Consider the following 18477-nt stretch of genomic DNA (forward strand, 5'->3'; position numbering starts at 1 on the left):
CCATGACTGACTTGCCTGCCAATCCCATCAGCGCCACGGTCGATTTCAGCCGCGAGGGCGTACAGCACGGTTTTCTCAAGCTGCCGTATTCGCGAGACGATTCGGCCTGGGGCGCGGTGATGATTCCCATCACCGTGATCCAGCGCGGCAGCGGCCCGACGGCGCTGCTCAGTGGTGGCAACCACGGCGATGAGTACGAAGGCCCGGTGGCCCTGAGCAAACTGGCGCAGCGCCTGACCGCGCAAGAGGTGAGTGGCAGGGTGATTATCGTGCCGTTCATGAACACCCCGGCGTTCCATGCCGCTCGCCGTACCTCGCCCATCGACAAGGGCAACCTCAATCGCAGTTTTCCCGGCAAGCCGGACGGCACTGTGACCGAGAAAATCGCTGACTATTTCAACCGTACGTTGCTGCCTTTGGCCGACATCGTCCTGGACATTCATTCCGGTGGCCGGACCCTGGACTTCCTGCCGTTCGCCGCCTGCCACGTATTGCCGGACAAGCAGCAACAGGCCCGCTGCGAGGCGGGGATGCTGGCGTTCAATGCGCCGTATTGCATGCGCATGCTGGAACTGGACGCCGGGGCGATGTACGACACCGCCGCCGAATCCCAGGGCAAGGTGTTCGTCACCACCGAACTGGGCGGTGGCGGCTCATCGACGGCCCGCAGCGTGGCGATTGCCGAACGCGGGGTACGCAACCTGCTGATCCACGCCGGCATCCTGCGCGGCGAGATCGAGCTACAGCCATCGTTGATGCTCGACATGCCCGATGCCAGTTGCTTCATCGCCAGCGAACACGACGGCCTGCTGGAAATGTGCCGCGACCTGGGTGACCACGTGACCGGGGGCGAGGTGGTGGCGCGCATCTACGACGCCACCCGCAGCGGCGTCGCCCCCGTTGAATACCGCGCCGCCCGCAGCGGCCTGCTGGCGGCCCGGCACTTTCCGGGGCTGGTGCAATGCGGCGATACGTTGGCGGTGATTGCGGATGTGTTGGCTTGATACACCTCAACTGACACACCACCCCGTGGCGAGGGAGCTTGCTCCCGCTCGGCTGCGAAGCAGTCGTCGCTTTTTGGCCTGGGCCAGACGGAACCGAGATTGGGGCCGCTGCGCGGCCCAGCGGGAGCAAGCTCCCTCGCCACAGGGGTGGTGTGATACCTGAATTGCCTGGAGAGCCCGGCCCATGCACAAGCTCGACCGCTATGACCTCAAGATCCTGCAGATCCTCGCCGAGGACGGGCGGATCACCAAGTCGAGTCTGGCCGAGGCGATCAACCTTTCGGTGACGCCGGCCTGGGAGCGGGTGCGCAAGCTGGAAATGGCAGGGTTGATCACCGGCTATCGGGCGCAGATCGACTGGGGCGCGGTCTTCAAGCGTCAACAGGTGCTGGTGGAAATCACCCTGGCCCGACACACCGCCCAGGACATGCGCCGCTTCGAGCAGCGCATGGCCGCCGCGCCGCAAGTCGCGTTCTGTTACGCCACCGGAGGCGGGGTGGATTATCTGGCGATGATCCAGTCTCCGGATATCGATCACTACCAGCGCTTTGTCGATCAACTGCTGCTCGAAGACCTCGGTATCGAGCGCTACTTCACCTATATCGTCACCAAAACCATCAAGACCAGCGGCGCCTTGCCGGCGGAGCTGGCGCCGTCAACCTGAGCACCGCAGAAATCACTTTTGCAGCCCCTTGTTTCAGAAAAAACCAAGGAATGACCCCCGGCAAACACCCGATTACCCAAGCGCCGCTGCCCTAGCATGGTTCCACGCACACGGTTTGGAGTGAACGTCATGACTTATCAACATCCGCTGCTGTTCAAAGCACTCTGCTACATCGACGGCCAGTGGGTTCACAGCGACAGCGGCCACAGCATTGCCGTGCACAACCCCGCCACCCGCACGGTGATCGGCCACGTGCCGATGCTTGATCAGCCGCAGATTGTCGCGGCGGTGGATGCGGCCCAGCAAGCATTCCCGGCCTGGCGTGAACAGAGCCTGGACGCCCGGGGCAAGATTTTACGACGCTGGGCGGCGTTGATCGTCGAACACAGCGAAGACCTGGCGCGGATCCTCAGCCTGGAGCAGGGCAAATCCCTGGCCGAGTCCCGGGGTGAAATCGCCTATGCCGCAAGCTTTATTCCCTGGTTCGCTGAAGAAGCCCGGCGCCTGTACGGGCAGAATATCCCCAGCCATATTCCCGACGCTCATTTGGGTACGATCAAAGAACCGGTGGGTGTCTGCGCACTGCTGACACCCTGGAATTTTCCGTCGGCGATGATCACCCGCAAGGCCGCCGCCGCCCTGGCTGCCGGTTGCACCGTGGTCATCAAGCCGGCTCACGAAACCCCGTACTCGGCCCTGGCCTTGGCACAACTGGCCGAGGAAGCAGGGTTCCCCGCCGGGGTCTTCAATGTGGTGCTGGGCGAGCCGCAGATGACCATGGAAACCCTGGTCAAGGATCGCCGTGTCCGCTCAGTGAGTTTCACCGGCTCGACTCGGGTCGGCAAACTGGTGCTGCAAGCCGCCGCCCATGATGTGAAGAAGGTCGCCCTGGAGTTGGGCGGCAACGCGCCGTTCATTGTCTGCGCCGATGCTGACCTGGCGCTGGCGGTGAAAGTCGCCGTGGAGGCGAAATTCCAGACCTCGGGCCAGGATTGCTGCGCGGCGAACCGGATTATGGTCCAACGTCCGGTTTATCAGGCGTTCCTCAGCCGTTTCGCCGCCGCGGTACGGGCGTTGCGGGTCGGCCCGGCCATGGTGGATCAGCAGGAGCAGGACGTGGACGTCGGCCCGTTGATGCACCAGGCCGCGCTCGATGTGACTGTCGACCGGGTTACCGATGCACTGGCCCTTGGCGCCCAGCGCCTGGTCGGTGGTGAAGCCCATGCCCTGGGCGGGTTGTTCTATCAGCCGACCGTGTTGGCTGATGTCACACCGCAAATGCGCATCTACCGCGAAGAAAATTTCGCGCCCATCGCCGGGGTGATGCCATTCGACACCCTGGATGAAGCCATCGAAATGGCCAATGACACCGAATACGGTCTGGCAGCCTATATTTGCTCCAACCGCCTGGACCTCATTTATCCACTGATTCGCCGTCTCGACCACGCCATGGTCGCGGTTAATGGCGTCAAGTTTACCGGCCATCCGATTCCCTTCGGTGGCATGAAAGCCTCGGGCCTTGGCCGCGAGGGTGGCAGCGAGGGCTTCGAGCCCTTCGTCGAAACCAAATACTTTTGCCTGCACCATCAAGGCCAGTTCCCAGGAGAGCCCGCATGAGCCAAGAACTCAATACTCTGTTTGAACAAGACCGCGCGCATTTTATGCACCCGTCGACCCACGCCCACGACCATGCCAGTGGTGCGCTCAAGGGCCGGATCATCAAAAGTGCATCGGGCATCCGCATTCGCGACCATGAAGGCCGTGACTTCATTGACGCTTTTGCCGGCCTCTACTGCGTGAACATCGGTTACGGCCGCACCGAAGTGGCCGATGCCATCTACAAGCAGGCCAAGGAATTGGCCTACTACCACACCTACGTCGGCCACTCGAGCGAGGCGATCATCGAACTGTCCAGTCGCATCATGAACTGGGCGCCAGAAGGGATGAAGAAGGTCTACTACGGCCTGTCCGGTTCCGATGCCAACGAAACCCAGGTCAAACTGGTGCGTTACTACAACAACGTGCTGGGCCGGCCGCAGAAGAAAAAAATCATCTCCCGCGATCGTGGCTACCATGGTTCGGGCATCATGACCGGCAGCCTGACCGGGCTTGCGACCTTCCACCAGCATTTCGACCTGCCGGTGGAAGGGGTCAAGCACACCGTATGCCCCCACTGGTATCGCAAGGCCCCGGCGGGCATGGACGAAGGGACGTTCGTGCGCTACTGCGCCGATGAGCTGGAAAAAATGATCCTGGCTGAAGGGCCGGACACCGTGGCGGCGTTCATTGGTGAGCCACTGATGGGCACGGGCGGCATCATTGTTCCTCCGGCCGGTTATTGGGACGCGATCCAGGCGGTGTTGAAGAAGTACGATGTGCTGTTGATTGCCGATGAAGTGGTCTGCGCGTTCGGCCGCCTGGGTTCGAAGATGGGCAGTCAGCGCTACGGCATGAAGCCGGACCTGATCACCACCGCTAAAGGCCTGACCAGCGCGTATGCACCGTTGTCGGCGGTGATCATCGGGGAAAAAGTCTGGAGTGTGATTGAAAAAGCCTCCCAGACCGAAGGCGCCATGGGGCACGGCTGGACCTATTCCGGACACCCGATTTGCGCGGCGGCGGCACTGGCCAACCTCGACATTCTCGAGCGGGAAAACCTCACGGCCAACGCCGAGGATGTCGGCGGCTACCTGAACCGCCGGCTGCGTGAAAGCCTCGAAGGCCATCCGCTGGTGGGTGAAGTGCGCGGTGACGGCATGCTCGCGGCGGTGGAGTTCATGGCTGATCGCGAGCAACGCAGCGCTTTTGATCCAGCGCTGAAAGTCGGCCCCAGGGTCTCGGCCGCTTGCCTGGAACGCGGCATGATCGCCCGCGCCATGCCCCATGGTGACATCCTGGGCTTCGCCCCGCCACTGATCCTGACCCGCGAAGATGCGGACCTGATCGTCGACATCACCAAAGGCGCCATCGATCAGGTGGCGGGTGAAGTATTGGCTTGAGATTTGTGGTGAGCGCGAAATTTTTGAATATCTGCGATCCAGTGTGGGAGGGGGCTTGCTCGCGAAAGCGGTCTGAAGTCAATCGATAATGGTGGATGTGCCACCGCCTTCGCGAGCAAGCCCGCTCCCACAGGAGATTTTCGGTGGTCGCAGGATTTGTGTTCCCCACGGCCAAAGTGTGGGAGCGAGCCTGCTCGCGATAGCGGTCTGTCTGAGACGGTGATGGTGAATGTGCCGCCGCCATCGCGAGCGGGCTCGCTCCCACAGGAGATTTTCGGTGGTCGCAGGATGTGTGTTCACCACGACCAAAGTGTGGGAGGGGGCTTGCTCGCGAAAGCGGTCTGAAGTCAATCGATAATGGTGGATGTGCCACCGCCTTCGCGAGCAAGCCCGCTCCCACAGGGGATCTGCGGTGATTTGAAGAGCCAATAAAAAGCCCGCCTGATCATGCGATCAGGCGGGCTTTTTGGTGTCGCTTGAAAATTACTTCTTCAAACCGTAATGCTCATCGAGCATGCCGGGCGAATTCGGGGATTTGGGGGCGTAGTCCCGTGGTGGTTCCTGGACCTCTTTTGGCGGGGTCAGGCGTTCCCGTGGCGTCTGCGCCGCATCAGTGTGCAGGGCGGCCAGCAAGCGTTGGCGAGTCTGCTCGTCGAGGGCCAGGCGATTGGCGCCCTCGGACAAATGATCCTGGACGTCCTGGTAGCTCTGGGTGAGTTTTTTCACCAGAGAAGCGGTGCTGTTGAAGTGAGTGACCACTTCATTCTGATAACTGTCGAAACGTTCCTGAATGTCGTCCAGCTGACGTTGCGTGCTGTTAGGCACCGCATTGGGCAGCAGTCGGGCAAGCAGGAATCCAATGGCGACACCGGCAACCAGGGCAAGAGTCGGCAACAGCCAAACTAAGAGCGAGTGTTCCACGAGTCCTTCCTCTATAAACGGCTTTGCTTTACGTTAACGGCTCGGACCTGCGCTGTATACCGCGAAGAACATCGCAATCATGCCAGGCACAGACTTTTAGCTAGACGAGTCGACCCTATTCGGGGTCACGGAGTTCTTTCCCTTGCTTATGCGCGAAACCCCTGTAGTCATCGATGGCCCCGTGGGCCAACTGGAAGCCTTGTACCTGGACAGCGAAGCGCCCCGTGGCCTGGCGCTGATCTGCCACCCTAACCCGGTGCAGGGCGGGACCATGCTCAACAAAGTCGTCTCGACCCTGCAACGCACTGCCCGTGATGCTGGCCTGGTTACGTTGCGTTTCAATTATCGCGGCGTCGGCGCCAGTGCCGGTAGCCATGACATGGGCACCGGCGAAGTCGACGACGCCCAGGCCGCAGCCGATTGGCTGCGGGAAAAATACCCGCAACTGCCGCTCACCCTGTTCGGTTTTTCGTTTGGCGGCTTCGTTGCCGCAAGCCTTGGCGGACGTCTGGAAGCCCAGGGCCAACCACCCAAGCACCTGTTCATGGTGGCCCCGGCGGTGATGCGCCTGGACGCGCAATCGCCTTTGCCAATGAGCGGCGAGTTGACCGTGATCCAGCCCGAAACCGACGAAGTGGTCGATCCCCAACTGGTTTACCAATGGTCGGACGCGCTCCAGCGCCCCCATGAGCTGCTGAAAGTGGCAGAATGCGGACACTTTTTCCATGGCAAGCTGACCGATCTCAAGGATCTGCTCCTGCCGCGCCTCTCGAATTGACAGCAGTCTGACAAGCGATAACCCATGACGACTCGTACCCGCATCCTGACCGGCATCACTACCACCGGCACCCCGCACCTGGGCAACTACGCCGGCGCTATCCGACCGGCGATCCTCGCCAGCCGCGACAGCAACGCCGATTCGTTCTACTTCCTGGCCGACTACCACGCCTTGATCAAATGCGATGACCCGCTGCGCATCCAGCGCTCGCGCCTGGAAATCGCCGCGACCTGGCTGGCCGGTGGCCTGGATGTGGACCGCGTGACCTTCTATCGCCAGTCCGACATTCCCGAAATCCCGGAACTGACCTGGCTGCTGACCTGCGTCGCCGCCAAGGGCCTGCTCAATCGCGCCCACGCCTACAAGGCTTCGGTGGACAAGAACGTTGAGGCCGGCGAAGACCCGGACGCAGGCATCACCATGGGCCTGTACAGCTACCCGGTGCTGATGGCCGCGGACATCCTGATGTTCAACGCTCACAAGGTGCCGGTCGGTCGCGACCAGATCCAGCATGTGGAAATGGCCCGCGACATCGGCCAGCGCTTCAACCATCTGTTCGGCCAGGGCAAGGAGTTTTTCACCATGCCCGAGGCGCTGATCGAAGAAAGCGTCGCCACGCTGCCGGGCCTCGATGGCCGCAAGATGTCCAAGAGCTACGACAACACCATCCCGTTGTTCAGCAGCGCCAAGGACATGAAGGACGCGATCTCGCGGATCGTCACCGACTCCCGCGCGCCAGGGGAAGCGAAGGATCCGGACAACGCCCACCTGTTCACCTTGTTCCAGGCCTTCGCCACGCCGGCGCAGTCCGACGAGTTCCGCAGCGAGCTGTTGCAGGGCCTGGGTTGGGGCGAAGCCAAGAACCGCCTGTTCCAATTGCTCGACAGTGAACTGGGTGAGCCCCGCGAACGTTATCACCAGTTTATCGACCGCCCGGCGGACCTTGAAGACATCCTGCAACTGGGCGCGAATAAAGCCCGGGCCGTGGCTACACCGTTCCTCAACGAACTGCGCGAGGCCGTTGGCCTGCGTTCGTTTGTCAGCCAGGTTCAGGTGGCGACCAGCACGAAAAAGAAGGCGGCCAAAGCCGCGCGCTTTGTGAGCTTTCGTGAAGACGACGGCAGTTTCCGCTTCCGTCTGCTGGCCGCTGATGGCGAGCAATTGGTGTTGTCGCGCAACTTTGCCGATGGCAAGACTGCGGGTCAGGTCACCAAGCAACTGCAAGCCGGCCAGCCACTGGACGTGCGCAGCGACGAGCTGAGTTTCAGTGTCTGGCTCGACGGCGCATGTGTGGCCGACAGTCCGGCTTTTGCGGACAGCGCCGCTCGGGACGCTGCCATCGACGCGCTGCGCGTTGCCCTGACGCCTGTTCAGGACTGATCCAGGCGTATTCCGACCATCGGCTCGAATAAGGGCCGATTGCCATTCCTGCGGGCCGTCGCTACAGTGACGGCCCGTTTTTGTTGCCTTGCTAACGAATATGACGCCCCTAGAACGATATCAAGCTGATCTGAAACGCCCGGAGTTCTTCCACGACGCAGCCCAGGAAACGGCAGTGCGGCATTTGCAGCGCCTGTACGACGACCTGGTCGCCGCGTCGAACAACAAGCCGGGCTTGTTGGGCAAACTGTTCGGCAAGAAGGTCCAGGTCCCGGTCAAGGGCCTGTATTTCTGGGGCGGTGTGGGCCGTGGCAAAACCTACCTGGTAGACACTTTCTTCGAGGCGTTGCCGTTCAAGGAGAAGACGCGCACGCACTTTCACCGCTTCATGAAGCGCGTGCATGAAGAGATGAAGACCCTGGGCGGCGAGAAGAATCCGCTGACCATCATCGCCAAGCGGTTCTCTGACGAGACCCGGGTGATTTGCTTCGATGAGTTTTTCGTTTCCGACATCACCGACGCCATGATCCTTGGCACCTTGATGGAAGAGTTGTTCAAAAACGGCGTGACCCTGGTCGCCACCTCGAACATCGTGCCGGACGGCCTTTACAAGGATGGCCTGCAACGCGCGCGCTTCCTGCCGGCCATTGCGCTGATCAAGGAACACACCGACATCGTCAACGTCGACAGCGGTGTGGACTATCGCCTGCGCCATCTGGAGCAAGCGGAGCTGTTTCACTTCCCCCTGGACGCCGAGGCTGAAGAAAGCCTGCGCAAGAGCTTCCGTGCCCTGACGCCGGAATGCACCCAGGCGGTAGAAAACGATGTGCTGGTCATCGAGAATCGCGAGATCCGCGCCGTGCGTACTTGCGATGACGTGGCCTGGTTCGACTTTCGCGAACTGTGCGATGGCCCTCGTAGCCAGAACGACTACATCGAGCTGGGCAAGATCTTCCACGCGGTACTGCTCAGCAACGTGGAGCAAATGAGCGTCACCACCGACGACATTGCCCGCCGGTTCATCAACATGGTCGACGAGTTCTACGACCGTAACGTGAAGCTGATCATTTCGGCCGAAGTCGAACTCAAGGATCTCTACACCGGCGGTCGCCTGACCTTTGAGTTCCAGCGAACCTTGAGTCGTTTGCTGGAAATGCAGTCCCACGAATTCCTGGCGCGGGCGCATAAGCCGTAATCCGGTTCGGATAAAAGAAAGGCCTGCAATTGCAGGCCTTTTTTGTGCATGAAGTTCTAGAGTTCACAACATAACCCCTGTGGGAGCGAGCCTGCTCGCGATAGCGGTGTATCAGTCAACATCAATGCTGGCTGACCCACCGCTATCGCGAGCAGGCTCGCTCCCACATTGGGCTGCGTCAACCCTTGATTCACGCCGCCTGCTGAAACTGCTGCCGATACTGGTTCGGCGACAACTCGGTATGTTGGCGGAACAGCCGTGCGAAGAAGCTCGCATCGTCGTAGCCGACTTCATAGCTGATGGTCTTGATGCTTTTGCGGCTGCCGGATAACAAGCCCTTGGCCGTTTCTATCCGTAGCCGTTGCAGGTAATGCAGCGGTTTGTCCCCCGTGGCGGTCTGGAAGCGGCGCATGAAGTTGCGGATGCTCATGCCGTGCTCCCGGGCGACATCCTCGAAACGGAATTTGTCGGCGAAGTGTTCTTCGAGCCAGTGCTGGATCTGCAGGATGATCACATCCTGGTGCAGTTTCTGACCGCCGAAGCCGATTCTTCCCGGTGAGTAGCTGCGCTGCACTTCATACAGAATGTCCCGTGCCACGGCCTGGGCCACATTGGCGCCGCAGAACCGTTCGATGAGGTAGATGTAGAGGTCGCAGGCCGAGGTCGTGCCGCCGGCGCAGAACAGATTGTCGGCGTCGGTCAGGTGCTTGTCCTGGTTCAGGTGAACCTGAGGGAAACGCTCCTTGAAGGCATTGAAGAAACGCCAGTAGGTGGTGGCCTCCTTGCCATCGAGCAGCCCGGCCTCGGCCAGCCAGAACACCCCGGTGGCCTCGCCGCAGAGCACTGCACCACGGGCATGCTGTTCCCGCAGCCAGGGCAGGACTTGTGGATAACGTTGGCAGAGGGTGGCGAAATCATCCCAAAAGGCCGGGAGGATGATCACATCGGTATTTTCCAGGCCGCCGTCCACCGGCATGATCACGTCGCTGAAGCTGTTCACCGGTTTGCCGTCGGGGCTGACCAGCCGGGTTTCGAACGCCGGTGTCAGGCCGTGGCCCAGTTGTTTGCCGTAGCGCAGGCTGGCCAGGTGGAAAAAGTCCTTGGCTTGCATGAGGGTGGAAGCGAAAACCCGGTCGATAGCCAGGATGCTGACGCGCCGCAAGGGCGTGGAGACGTGCTTGGACATAGTTGATCTTTATTTTTATAGGGGAAAGTGGTCACCAGACGGCTGGATCGTCTTATTTTTTGTCGGATGTGTCCAGTGTCCTGTCATCCCCCGCAGGCTTAGGCTCTGTTTGATAACCCCACCGAACAATAATGAAAAGGTGCGCCATGATCCCAAGAACCCTGTTCAGTCCCGAGCACGAACTGTTTCGCGACAGCGTACGAACCTTCCTCGAAAAAGAAGCGGTGCCGTACCACAGCCAGTGGGAAAAACAGGGGCATGTGGACCGTCAGTTGTGGAACAAAGCGGGGGAGGCGGGGATGTTGTGCTCGCATCTGCCGGAAGCTTATGGCGGGCTCGATGCCGATTTTCTCTACAGCACTGTGGTGATTGAAGAAATCGGACGGCTGGGGCTGACAGGCATCGGTTTCTCGCTGCACTCCGACATCGTCGCACCTTACATCCTGCACTACGGCAGTGAAGCACTGAAACTCAAGTACCTGCCCAAGCTGGTGTCCGGTGAGATGGTCACGGCCATCGCCATGACCGAGCCGGGGGCCGGTTCCGACCTGCAAGGCGTAAAGACCACGGCGGTGCTGGACGGTGATGAATACGTCATCAACGGCTCGAAGACCTTCATCACCAACGGCTTTCTGGCCGACCTGGTAATCGTGGTTGCCAAGACCGATCCGAAGGCCGGCGCCAAAGGCACCAGTCTGTTCCTGGTAGAGGCGGGCACGCCCGGCTTCGAAAAAGGCAAGCGCCTGGAGAAGGTCGGAATGAAGGCCCAGGACACCTCGGAACTGTTCTTCCAGGATGTTCGCGTGCCAAAGGAAAACCTGCTCGGGCAGGCCGGGATGGGCTTCGCCTATCTGATGGAGGAATTGCCCCAGGAGCGTCTGACGGTGGCGATTGGCGGCCTGGCGTCGGCCGAAGCGGCGCTGCAATGGACGCTGGACTACACCCGTGATCGCAAGGCTTTCGGTAAATCCATCGCCGACTTCCAGAACACCCGTTTCAAACTGGCGGAAATGGCGACCGAGATCCAGATCGGCCGGGTTTTCGTCGACCGTTGCCTGGAACTGCACCTGCAAGGCAAGCTCGACGTGCCGACGGCGGCGATGGCCAAGTATTGGGGCACTGACTTGCAATGCAAGGTGCTCGACGAGTGCGTGCAACTGCACGGCGGTTACGGGTTCATGTGGGAATACCCGGTCGCCCGGGCGTGGGCCGACGCGCGGGTGCAGCGGATTTATGCCGGGACCAATGAGATCATGAAGGAGATCATTGCGCGGTCGCTTTGATGTCGTAGTGACTGTTAGACCGCTATCGCGAGCAGGCTCGCTCCCACACTGGCTTTATGTTTGACCACAATATTGTGATCGACACAGAGCTCATGTGGGAGCGAGCCTGCTCGCGATGGGGTCTATGGACTGATCAAGGCGCCGGGTTCGGATGGTCCTTGTGAATCGCCTCAATCCCCGCCAGCACTTCATCCGAGAGTTTCAGGTCGAAGCTGGCGATGTTGCTGTCCAGTTGCTCAAGGGTCGTGGCGCCGATGATGTTGCTGGTCACGAACGGTTGCCCAGTGACAAACGCCAGGGCCATCTGCGCCGGGTCCAGGCCGTGTTCCCGCGCCAGGGCCACATAACGGCTGCACGCCGCTTCCGATTGTGGATTGAAATAGCGCATGAAGCGGCTGTAGAGCGTCAGGCGGCCCTTTGCAGGCCGTGCGCCACCTTCGTACTTGCCCGACAGCATGCCGAACGCCAATGGCGAATAAGCCAGCAGGCCACACTGCTCGCGGATGGCGATTTCCGAAAGCCCGATCTCGAAACTGCGGTTGAGCAGGTTGTAGGGGTTCTGGATCGACACTGCCCGCGGCCAGCCACGGGCTTCGGCCAGGGCGAGGAATTTCATGGTGCCCCACGGCGTTTCGTTGGACAGGCCGATGTGGCGGATCTTGCCGGCCCGGACCTGCTCGTCCAGGGCTTCAAGGGTTTCCTCCAGCGGGGTGAAATCTTCGTCGGCCTTGTGCTGGTAGCCCAATTGGCCAAAGAAATTGGTGCTGCGCTCCGGCCAGTGCAGTTGGTAGAGATCGATCCAGTCGGTTTGCAGACGCTTGAGGCTGGCGTCCACCGCTTCGACGATATGGCGACGGTTGTGCTTGAGGTTTTTGTCGCGGATGTAGTCGATGGTGTTGCCGGGGCCTGCGATTTTGCTCGCCAGGATCCAGTCCGCGCGGTCGCCGCGGCGCTTGAAGTAGTTGCCGATGTAGCGTTCGGTGGTGGCGTAGGTCTCGGCCTTGGGCGGCACCGGGTACATCTCGGCGGTGTCGATGAAATTGATCCCGGCACCCTTGGCGCGTTCGATCTGGGCGAAGGCCTCCGCCTCGCTGTTCTGCTCACCCCAGGTCATGGTTCCGAGGCACAGGGCGCTCACGTTTAGATCGGTACGGCCTAGCTGGCGATAATCCATCGGGAACTCCTTGGGCAAAACAATCATAAAAGCAGGTTGAATTATTTTTCGCAATCTGCATAATTGCGCACCTCTTTCTGCAGTGGAAGTGATGCGCCGCCGCCGAAGAATCTTGCCGTTGAACGGACGCGCCGACCCGAGCCCCCGAAAGCGTCTGTATCCGGCTGCCTTTGACTTGTCAAAGTACGCACTATTCAGTAAGATCCGCCGTCTAATTTACAGGGCGGCCCCTGAGGCTATAAAGAATGAAAACTTTTACTGCTAAACCGGAAACAGTAAAGCGCGACTGGTTTGTCGTCGACGCTGCTGGTCAGACCCTGGGTCGTCTGGCCACCGAAATCGCGAGCCGTCTGCGTGGCAAGCACAAGCCTGAGTACACCCCTCACGTCGACACCGGTGACTACATCGTCGTCATCAACGCTGAGCAAGTACGTGTTACTGGCGCTAAAACCACTGACAAAATGTACTACTCCCACTCCGGTTTTCCTGGCGGCATCAAGTCGATCAACTTCGAAAAGCTGATCGCCAAAGCCCCTGAGCGCGTGATCGAGACCGCGGTTAAAGGCATGCTGCCTAAAAACCCACTGGGTCGCGACATGTATCGTAAGCTGAAGGTTTATGCGGGCGCTGCTCACCCTCATACTGCTCAGCAGCCCCAAGAACTGAAGTTTTAACGGAATAGTTCATTATGTCGGCGACTCAAAATTACGGCACTGGCCGTCGCAAGACTGCAACCGCACGCGTTTTCCTGCGTCCGGGTACTGGTAACATCTCCATCAACAACCGCTCCCTGGATAACTTCTTCGGCCGCGAAACTGCCCGCATGGTAGTTCGTCAGCCGCTGGAACTGACCGAGACCGTCGAAAAGTTCGACATCTACGTCACTGTTATCGGTGGTGGTGTAAGTGGTCAGGCTGGCGCAATCCGCCACGGTATCACTCGCGCCCTGATGGATTACGACGAAACTCTGCGCGGTGCACTGCGCAAAGCCGGCTTCGTAACTCGCGATGCTCGTGAAGTTGAACGTAAGAAAGTCGGTCTGCGTAAAGCGCGTAAGCGTCCGCAGTACTCGAAGCGTTAATTTCGCTTTTGCGTTCAAAAGGCGCCCAGTTCCTCACGGAGCTGGGCGTTTTTTTATGGGCAAAAAAATTATGCTGTGACAACTTGCCACATTCGTGAAGCCCCTATACTGCAAGGCTTGGCGGTTGAGCTGCTTGGTAATTACCTTGTCAGAACTGGGGCTTTTCATTACCATTCGGCAAAATTTTTATAAGTTCAGATTTTTACTTAGTAGACGCCTGATTTAACAGGCCACAAAGCTGATGGGAGAGGACTGAATGAGCAATGACGGCGTGAATGCAGGCCGGCGTCGCTTCCTGGTAGCAGCCACATCCGTGGTGGGTGCTGCAGGAGCGGTGGGGGCTGCGGTCCCGTTCGTGGGGTCATGGTTTCCCAGTGCCAAGGCGAAAGCCGCAGGTGCACCGGTGAAAGTGGATGTCAGCAAGATCGAGCCAGGCCAGCAGATGATTGCTGAGTGGCGCGGTCAGCCGGTGTTCATCGTCCGCCGTACAGAGGAAATCCTGGGGAATCTGAAAAAGATCGAGGGTCAGCTGTCTGACCCCACCTCCAAGAACTCGATGCAACCGACCTATGTCGACCCGGAGACGCGTTCGATCAAGCCGCAAATCCTGCTGCTGATCGGGATTTGTACGCACCTGGGCTGCTCGCCAACGTTCCGTCCCGAAGTGGCACCTGCCGACTTGGGCAAGGACTGGGTCGGTGGTTATTTCTGCCCTTGCCACGGCTCCCACTATGATCTGGCTGGTCGCGTCTACAAATCGCAGCCTGCACCTCTGAACCTGCCAGTTCCCCCGCATTCCTATGAGACCGATGACATCATTGTCGTTGGCGTCGATACGGAGACAGCGTGATGAGCAAATTCATGGATTGGGTTGATGCGCGCTTTCCCGCGACCAAGATGTGGGAAGACCATCTCAGCAAGTATTACGCTCCGAAAAACTTCAACTTCTTCTACTTCTTTGGCTCCCTGGCCTTGCTCGTTCTGGTCAACCAGATCGTCACGGGTGTCTGGCTGACCATGAGTTACACCCCTTCGGCGGAAGAAGCGTTTGCTTCCGTCGAATACATCATGCGCGACGTCGAGTACGGCTCGATCCTGCGTCTGCTGCACTCCACCGGCGCTTCGGCGTTCTTCATCGTGGTCTACCTGCATATGTTCCGTGGCTTGCTCTACGGTTCGTACCAGAAGCCGCGTGAACTGGTGTGGGTCTTCGGCATGCTGATCTACCTGGCGCTGATGGCCGAGGCCTTCATGGGCTACCTGCTGCCGTGGGGCCAGATGTCCTACTGGGGCGCCCAGGTGATCATCTCGCTGTTCGGTGCAATCCCGGTCATCGGCGATGACCTGACCCAGTGGATTCGCGGTGACTACCTGATCTCGGGCATTACCCTGAACCGCTTCTTCGCCTTGCATGTGGTGGCCCTGCCGATCGTGATCCTCGGTCTGGTGGTGCTGCATATCCTGGCGCTGCACGAAGTCGGCTCGAACAACCCCGATGGCGTGGACATCAAGAAGCACAAGGACGAGAACGGCGTACCGCTGGACGGCATCGCCTTCCACCCGTACTACACCGTCAAAGATATCGTCGGCGTGGTGGTGTTCCTGTTCATCTTCTGTTCCATCGTGTTCTTCTTCCCGGAGATGGGTGGTTACTTCCTCGAGAAGCCTAACTTCGAGCAGGCAAACGCCTTCAAGACCCCTGAGCACATTGCTCCGGTCTGGTACTTCACACCGTTCTACGCGATTTTGCGGGCGGTTCCGGACAAGCTGCTGGGCGTCATCGCCATGGGTGCGGCGATCGCCGTGCTGTTCGTCCTGCCGTGGCTGGACCGCAGTCCGGTCAAGTCGATGCGCTACAAAGGCTGGCTGAGCAAAATCTGGCTCTGGGTGTTCTGCATCTCGTTCGTGATCCTGGGTGTGCTGGGCGTACTCGCCCCAACGCCGGGCCGGACGCTGCTGTCGCAGGTCTGCACCTTCCTGTACTTCGCCTACTTCATTCTGATGCCGTTCTACACCAGGCTCGAGAAGACCAAACCGGTTCCGGAAAGGGTGACTGGCTGATGAAAAAGCTATTTTCTGTACTGATTCTTGCTGCTATGCCTGTACTGTCCTTTGCGGCCGCATCCGGTGGTCCTGAGCTGGAAAAAGTCGACATCGACGTTTCCGACAAAGCGGCCATGCAGGACGGCGCACGTACGTTCGCCAACTACTGCATGGGTTGCCACAGTGCCAAGTTCCAGCGTTACGAGCGTGTAGCGGATGACCTGGGCATTCCCCATGAGTTGATGCTCGAGAAGCTGGTGTTCACCGGCGCCAAGCTGGGCGATCACATGAACATCGGCATGCAGCCGGCAGACGCCAAGACCTGGTTCGGGGCTGCGCCGCCCGACCTGACCCTGGTGGCTCGCGTGCGTGGCACCGACTGGCTCTACGGTTACCTGCGTTCGTTCTATGAAGATCCCGCGCGTCCTTGGGGGGTGAACAACAAAGTCTTCCCGAACGTCGGTATGCCAAACGTTCTGGTCGGCCTGCAGGGTCGTCAGGTGGTAGGCTGCAAACAGGTTCAAATCGTCGAGGACGGCAAGAAGCAATACGATCCGCTGACTGGCACGGCTTTGACTCACGAAGCCTGCGACCAGTTGACCGTGTTGCCCGACACCGGCAGCCTGACTGAAGAGCAGTTCGACGAGAAGGTCAAGAATCTGGTGACCTTCCTGGCCTACTCGGCCAACCCGGTGAAGCTGGAGCATCAGCGCATCGGTACTTATGTGTTGCTGTATTTGGCGTTCTTCTTCGTATTCGCTTACCTGCTCAAGCGCGAATACTGGAAAGACGTGCATTGATAAAGCTGTAAACCGTTGCTGTTAACCGTGCGCGCCCAAGGGCGTCTCTGGATGTAACGAACCTGGTCAGCCGGGTGTTACGGGAGGCGCCCTTTGGGCGCGCTCGTTTTTCCGTTTTTCGATAATTTCAACAAGCGAGGAGGATCGCCATGGGCGTGACCAATCGGTTGGCCTGTTACTCCGACCCCGCCGACCACTACTCCCACCGGGTACGCATCGTACTGGCAGAGAAGGGTGTCAGCGCCGAGATCATTTACGTCGAAGCGGGCCGTCAGCCGCCGAAGCTGATCGAGGTGAACCCTTACGGCAGCCTGCCCACGCTGGTCGATCGTGACCTGGCATTGTGGGAGTCGACAGTGGTGATGGAATACCTGGATGAGCGTTATCCGCATCCGCCTTTACTGCCGGTGTACCCTGTTGCGCGAGCCAACAGCCGTTTGCTGATCCATCGCATCCAGCGTGACTGGTGCGGTTTGGTGGATCTGATCCTGGATTCACGAACCAAGGAGCCGGCGCGGGTCGTGGCGCGTAAAGAGTTGCGTGAAAGCCTGACCGGCGTATCGCCGCTGTTCGTCGACAAACCGTTCTTTCTCAGTGAGGAACAAAGTCTGGTGGATTGCTGCCTATTACCCATACTCTGGCGTTTGCCGATTCTGGGTATCGAACTGCCGCGGCCTGCCAAGCCGCTGCTTGATTATATGGAGCGCCAATTTGCGCGCGAGGCTTTCCAGGCGAGTCTGTCTGGTGTCGAACGTGACATGCGCTAAGGCTTAGGGAGCCGCTATGAACTCCAGTCGACCTTATCTGGTCCGCGCGCTCTATGAGTGGATTGTGGACAACGATTGCACCCCGCACATGCTGGTCAACGCCGAGTATCCATCGGTGCAGGTGCCGCAGGGTTTTGCCAATGACGGGCAAATTGTCTTGAACGTATCGCCGGCCGCCGTGCGTCATTTGCACATGGACAACGATGCGGTCAGCTTTGAGGGGCGCTTCGGGGGTGTGCCACACACCCTGTACGTGCCTATTGCTTCGATCCTGGGGATTTATGCCCGGGAGAATGGCCAGGGTATGGTGTTCGAGCTGGAATCGCCGCTGGATGGCGAAGAAGAGTTCGAGGCTGATGATGACCTGCCGCCACCGGATGACGAGCCGCCACGTCCTAGCGGGCGGCCTAGTCTTAAAGTGGTGAAATAGCGGGCTGTGCAAAAGGCCATTCAGTCATGGACTGGGTGAAGGCCTGGCAGCTTGGTTGGGGAAATGCCTGTGTCGTGAGATGCGGGCATTTTTTGTGGTGTCATGGTTTTTGTGTGTATATCCGTTTCTGCGGTAACGGCCACTGGCGGTTCCGCTCTTACAGCGGCTCACTTTTGGAAAAGCGCCAAAAGTAAGCAAAAACGCTTTGCCCCACCACTCGGCACCTCGCTTAGGCTCGGTGTGCCCTCACTCCGGCATTGCTCCGTGGGCCCGCCGCGAAGGGCCATCCATGGCCCAGCGCGGCTATCCCGGCATCCATGCCGGGATGCCCACTGCGCAATGCCTGCGTTCGGCCAGCGTGGTTTAACGGGGCGTCGAGATCAAGATCAAAAGCAGAGCAAGAGCAAGAGCAAGAGCAAGAGCAAGAGCAAGAGCAAGAGCGGGGTAGATGCCAGTATCTATTTAGCTGAACCACCGCTATCGCGAGCAGGCTCGCTCCCACATGGATTTGTGGGGAGTCACAGTATCTGCAAGCGACACAAAAAACCTGTGGGAGCGAGCCTGCTCGCGACGACGCCGGTACATCCAGCATCACTGCAAACTGACCTTCCGCTTTCGCGAGCAAGCTCGTTTCCACAGGGGAAACGCGTTCGCTCCAGAACAGGCCGGCTACCAGGCCGCCTCGCTTTTGATTTTGATCTTGGGCGCCCCGTTAACCACGCTGGCCGAACGTAGGTATTGCGTAGTGGGCACCTCGGCATGGATGCCGAGG

At 59.5% G+C, this 18477-nt stretch carries 18 protein-coding genes and 1 pseudogene; 15 read left to right on the top strand and 4 right to left on the bottom strand.

The features are described from left to right. Window positions 1-2 precede the first annotated feature (2 nt). The 4 genes from doeB (at window position 3) to MA884_RS26160 (ending at window position 4667) form a co-directional block, all read left to right on the top strand. Entirely contained in the window at window positions 3-1004 is a 1002-nt protein-coding gene (gene doeB / locus MA884_RS26145) for a N(2)-acetyl-L-2,4-diaminobutanoate deacetylase DoeB (RefSeq protein ID WP_256233208.1), read from the top strand. A 184-nt stretch (window positions 1005-1188) separates the two neighbouring features. Next, on the top strand, window positions 1189-1668 hold the full coding sequence (locus MA884_RS26150) for an Lrp/AsnC family transcriptional regulator (RefSeq protein WP_256233209.1): 480 nt from the start codon (window positions 1189-1191) through the stop codon (window positions 1666-1668). A gap of 129 nt (window positions 1669-1797) precedes the next feature. Continuing rightward, window positions 1798-3285: an NAD-dependent succinate-semialdehyde dehydrogenase gene (locus MA884_RS26155; RefSeq protein WP_256233210.1), complete on the top strand. Its 1488-nt coding sequence runs from the start codon at window positions 1798-1800 to the stop codon at window positions 3283-3285. Next, window positions 3282-4667 (top strand): aspartate aminotransferase family protein, encoded by a 1386-nt coding sequence (locus MA884_RS26160; protein WP_256233211.1) that lies wholly within the window; start codon window positions 3282-3284, stop codon window positions 4665-4667. Before MA884_RS26155 ends, MA884_RS26160 begins: the two co-directional genes overlap by 4 nt. 483 nt (window positions 4668-5150) lie before the next feature. Here MA884_RS26160 and MA884_RS26165 read toward each other — a convergent pair whose 3' ends face one another. Continuing rightward, the gene (locus tag MA884_RS26165; RefSeq protein WP_256233212.1) at window positions 5151-5588 is read right to left on the bottom strand and encodes a ZapG family protein; all 438 of its coding nucleotides are present in this window, start codon (window positions 5586-5588) and stop codon (window positions 5151-5153) included. Window positions 5589-5736: 148 nt separating this feature from the next. Between MA884_RS26165 and MA884_RS26170 the strand changes: the two genes are divergently transcribed. From MA884_RS26170 to zapE, 3 genes are all read left to right on the top strand, one after another. Beyond that, a complete protein-coding gene (locus MA884_RS26170) occupies window positions 5737-6366 on the top strand; it encodes an alpha/beta hydrolase (protein ID WP_047228580.1) in 630 nt (209 codons plus the stop codon). 24 nt (window positions 6367-6390) lie between these two features. Continuing rightward, entirely contained in the window at window positions 6391-7746 is a 1356-nt protein-coding gene (locus MA884_RS26175; RefSeq protein WP_256233213.1) for a tryptophan--tRNA ligase, read from the top strand. A gap of 100 nt (window positions 7747-7846) precedes the next feature. Then, window positions 7847-8941 (top strand): cell division protein ZapE, encoded by a 1095-nt coding sequence (zapE, locus tag MA884_RS26180; protein ID WP_256233215.1) that lies wholly within the window; start codon window positions 7847-7849, stop codon window positions 8939-8941. Window positions 8942-9131: 190 nt separating this feature from the next. On the opposite strand, the gene MA884_RS26185 is transcribed toward zapE, so the two are convergent. Continuing rightward, window positions 9132-10028 (bottom strand): GlxA family transcriptional regulator, encoded by an 897-nt coding sequence (locus MA884_RS26185; RefSeq protein WP_188251021.1) that lies wholly within the window; start codon window positions 10026-10028, stop codon window positions 9132-9134. Between the two features lie 245 nt (window positions 10029-10273). Between MA884_RS26185 and MA884_RS26190 the strand changes: the two genes are divergently transcribed. Next, window positions 10274-11410 (top strand): acyl-CoA dehydrogenase family protein, encoded by a 1137-nt coding sequence (locus MA884_RS26190; RefSeq protein WP_256233216.1) that lies wholly within the window; start codon window positions 10274-10276, stop codon window positions 11408-11410. 133 nt (window positions 11411-11543) lie between these two features. Here MA884_RS26190 and MA884_RS26195 read toward each other — a convergent pair whose 3' ends face one another. Further along, window positions 11544-12584: an NADP(H)-dependent aldo-keto reductase gene (locus MA884_RS26195; protein ID WP_256233217.1), complete on the bottom strand. Its 1041-nt coding sequence runs from the start codon at window positions 12582-12584 to the stop codon at window positions 11544-11546. A gap of 245 nt (window positions 12585-12829) precedes the next feature. Here MA884_RS26195 and rplM point away from each other — a divergent pair, with 245 nt between their 5' ends. The 7 genes from rplM to MA884_RS26230 all read left to right on the top strand — a co-directional run bounded on the left by rplM (window position 12830) and on the right by MA884_RS26230 (window position 17705). Further along, window positions 12830-13258, top strand: coding sequence for a 50S ribosomal protein L13 (gene rplM / locus MA884_RS26200; protein ID WP_003205365.1), 429 nt, complete (start codon window positions 12830-12832; stop codon window positions 13256-13258). A 14-nt stretch (window positions 13259-13272) separates the two neighbouring features. Further along, window positions 13273-13665: a 30S ribosomal protein S9 gene (gene rpsI / locus MA884_RS26205; protein ID WP_003205364.1), complete on the top strand. Its 393-nt coding sequence runs from the start codon at window positions 13273-13275 to the stop codon at window positions 13663-13665. 256 nt (window positions 13666-13921) lie between these two features. Next, entirely contained in the window at window positions 13922-14515 is a 594-nt protein-coding gene (gene petA, locus MA884_RS26210; protein WP_256233218.1) for a ubiquinol-cytochrome c reductase iron-sulfur subunit, read from the top strand. Continuing rightward, a complete protein-coding gene (locus MA884_RS26215) occupies window positions 14515-15726 on the top strand; it encodes a cytochrome bc complex cytochrome b subunit (RefSeq protein WP_092393821.1) in 1212 nt (403 codons plus the stop codon). Before petA ends, MA884_RS26215 begins: the two co-directional genes overlap by 1 nt. Then, window positions 15726-16508, top strand: a complete 783-nt coding sequence (locus MA884_RS26220; RefSeq protein WP_256233219.1) for a cytochrome c1 — start codon at window positions 15726-15728, stop codon at window positions 16506-16508. The genes MA884_RS26215 and MA884_RS26220 overlap by 1 nt, the downstream gene beginning before the upstream one ends. Window positions 16509-16657: 149 nt before the next feature. Next, the gene (locus MA884_RS26225; protein WP_003178195.1) at window positions 16658-17275 is read left to right on the top strand and encodes a glutathione S-transferase N-terminal domain-containing protein; all 618 of its coding nucleotides are present in this window, start codon (window positions 16658-16660) and stop codon (window positions 17273-17275) included. A 16-nt stretch (window positions 17276-17291) separates the two neighbouring features. Then, entirely contained in the window at window positions 17292-17705 is a 414-nt protein-coding gene (locus MA884_RS26230) for a ClpXP protease specificity-enhancing factor (RefSeq protein WP_047228570.1), read from the top strand. A 669-nt stretch (window positions 17706-18374) separates the two neighbouring features. Here MA884_RS26230 and MA884_RS27905 read toward each other — a convergent pair. Then, a pseudogene (locus MA884_RS27905) lies at window positions 18375-18477 on the bottom strand (nucleoid-structuring protein H-NS); the annotation flags it as partial.

This window comes from Pseudomonas sp. Q11, assembly GCF_024494355.1.
GTDB lineage: Bacteria > Pseudomonadota > Gammaproteobacteria > Pseudomonadales > Pseudomonadaceae > Aquipseudomonas > Aquipseudomonas hefeiensis.

Coding starts and splice junctions, on each gene's coding strand:
- doeB (WP_256233208.1), top strand. CDS start 3: ATGACTGACTTGCCTGCCAATCCCATCAGCGCCACGGTCGATTTCAGC.
- MA884_RS26150 (WP_256233209.1), top strand. CDS start 1,189: ATGCACAAGCTCGACCGCTATGACCTCAAGATCCTGCAGATCCTCGCC.
- MA884_RS26155 (WP_256233210.1), top strand. CDS start 1,798: ATGACTTATCAACATCCGCTGCTGTTCAAAGCACTCTGCTACATCGAC.
- MA884_RS26160 (WP_256233211.1), top strand. CDS start 3,282: ATGAGCCAAGAACTCAATACTCTGTTTGAACAAGACCGCGCGCATTTT.
- MA884_RS26170 (WP_047228580.1), top strand. CDS start 5,737: ATGCGCGAAACCCCTGTAGTCATCGATGGCCCCGTGGGCCAACTGGAA.
- MA884_RS26175 (WP_256233213.1), top strand. CDS start 6,391: ATGACGACTCGTACCCGCATCCTGACCGGCATCACTACCACCGGCACC.
- zapE (WP_256233215.1), top strand. CDS start 7,847: ATGACGCCCCTAGAACGATATCAAGCTGATCTGAAACGCCCGGAGTTC.
- MA884_RS26190 (WP_256233216.1), top strand. CDS start 10,274: ATGATCCCAAGAACCCTGTTCAGTCCCGAGCACGAACTGTTTCGCGAC.
- MA884_RS26195 (WP_256233217.1), bottom strand. CDS start 12,584: ATGGATTATCGCCAGCTAGGCCGTACCGATCTAAACGTGAGCGCCCTG.
- rplM (WP_003205365.1), top strand. CDS start 12,830: ATGAAAACTTTTACTGCTAAACCGGAAACAGTAAAGCGCGACTGGTTT.
- rpsI (WP_003205364.1), top strand. CDS start 13,273: ATGTCGGCGACTCAAAATTACGGCACTGGCCGTCGCAAGACTGCAACC.
- petA (WP_256233218.1), top strand. CDS start 13,922: ATGAGCAATGACGGCGTGAATGCAGGCCGGCGTCGCTTCCTGGTAGCA.
- MA884_RS26215 (WP_092393821.1), top strand. CDS start 14,515: ATGAGCAAATTCATGGATTGGGTTGATGCGCGCTTTCCCGCGACCAAG.
- MA884_RS26220 (WP_256233219.1), top strand. CDS start 15,726: ATGAAAAAGCTATTTTCTGTACTGATTCTTGCTGCTATGCCTGTACTG.
- MA884_RS26225 (WP_003178195.1), top strand. CDS start 16,658: ATGGGCGTGACCAATCGGTTGGCCTGTTACTCCGACCCCGCCGACCAC.
- MA884_RS26230 (WP_047228570.1), top strand. CDS start 17,292: ATGAACTCCAGTCGACCTTATCTGGTCCGCGCGCTCTATGAGTGGATT.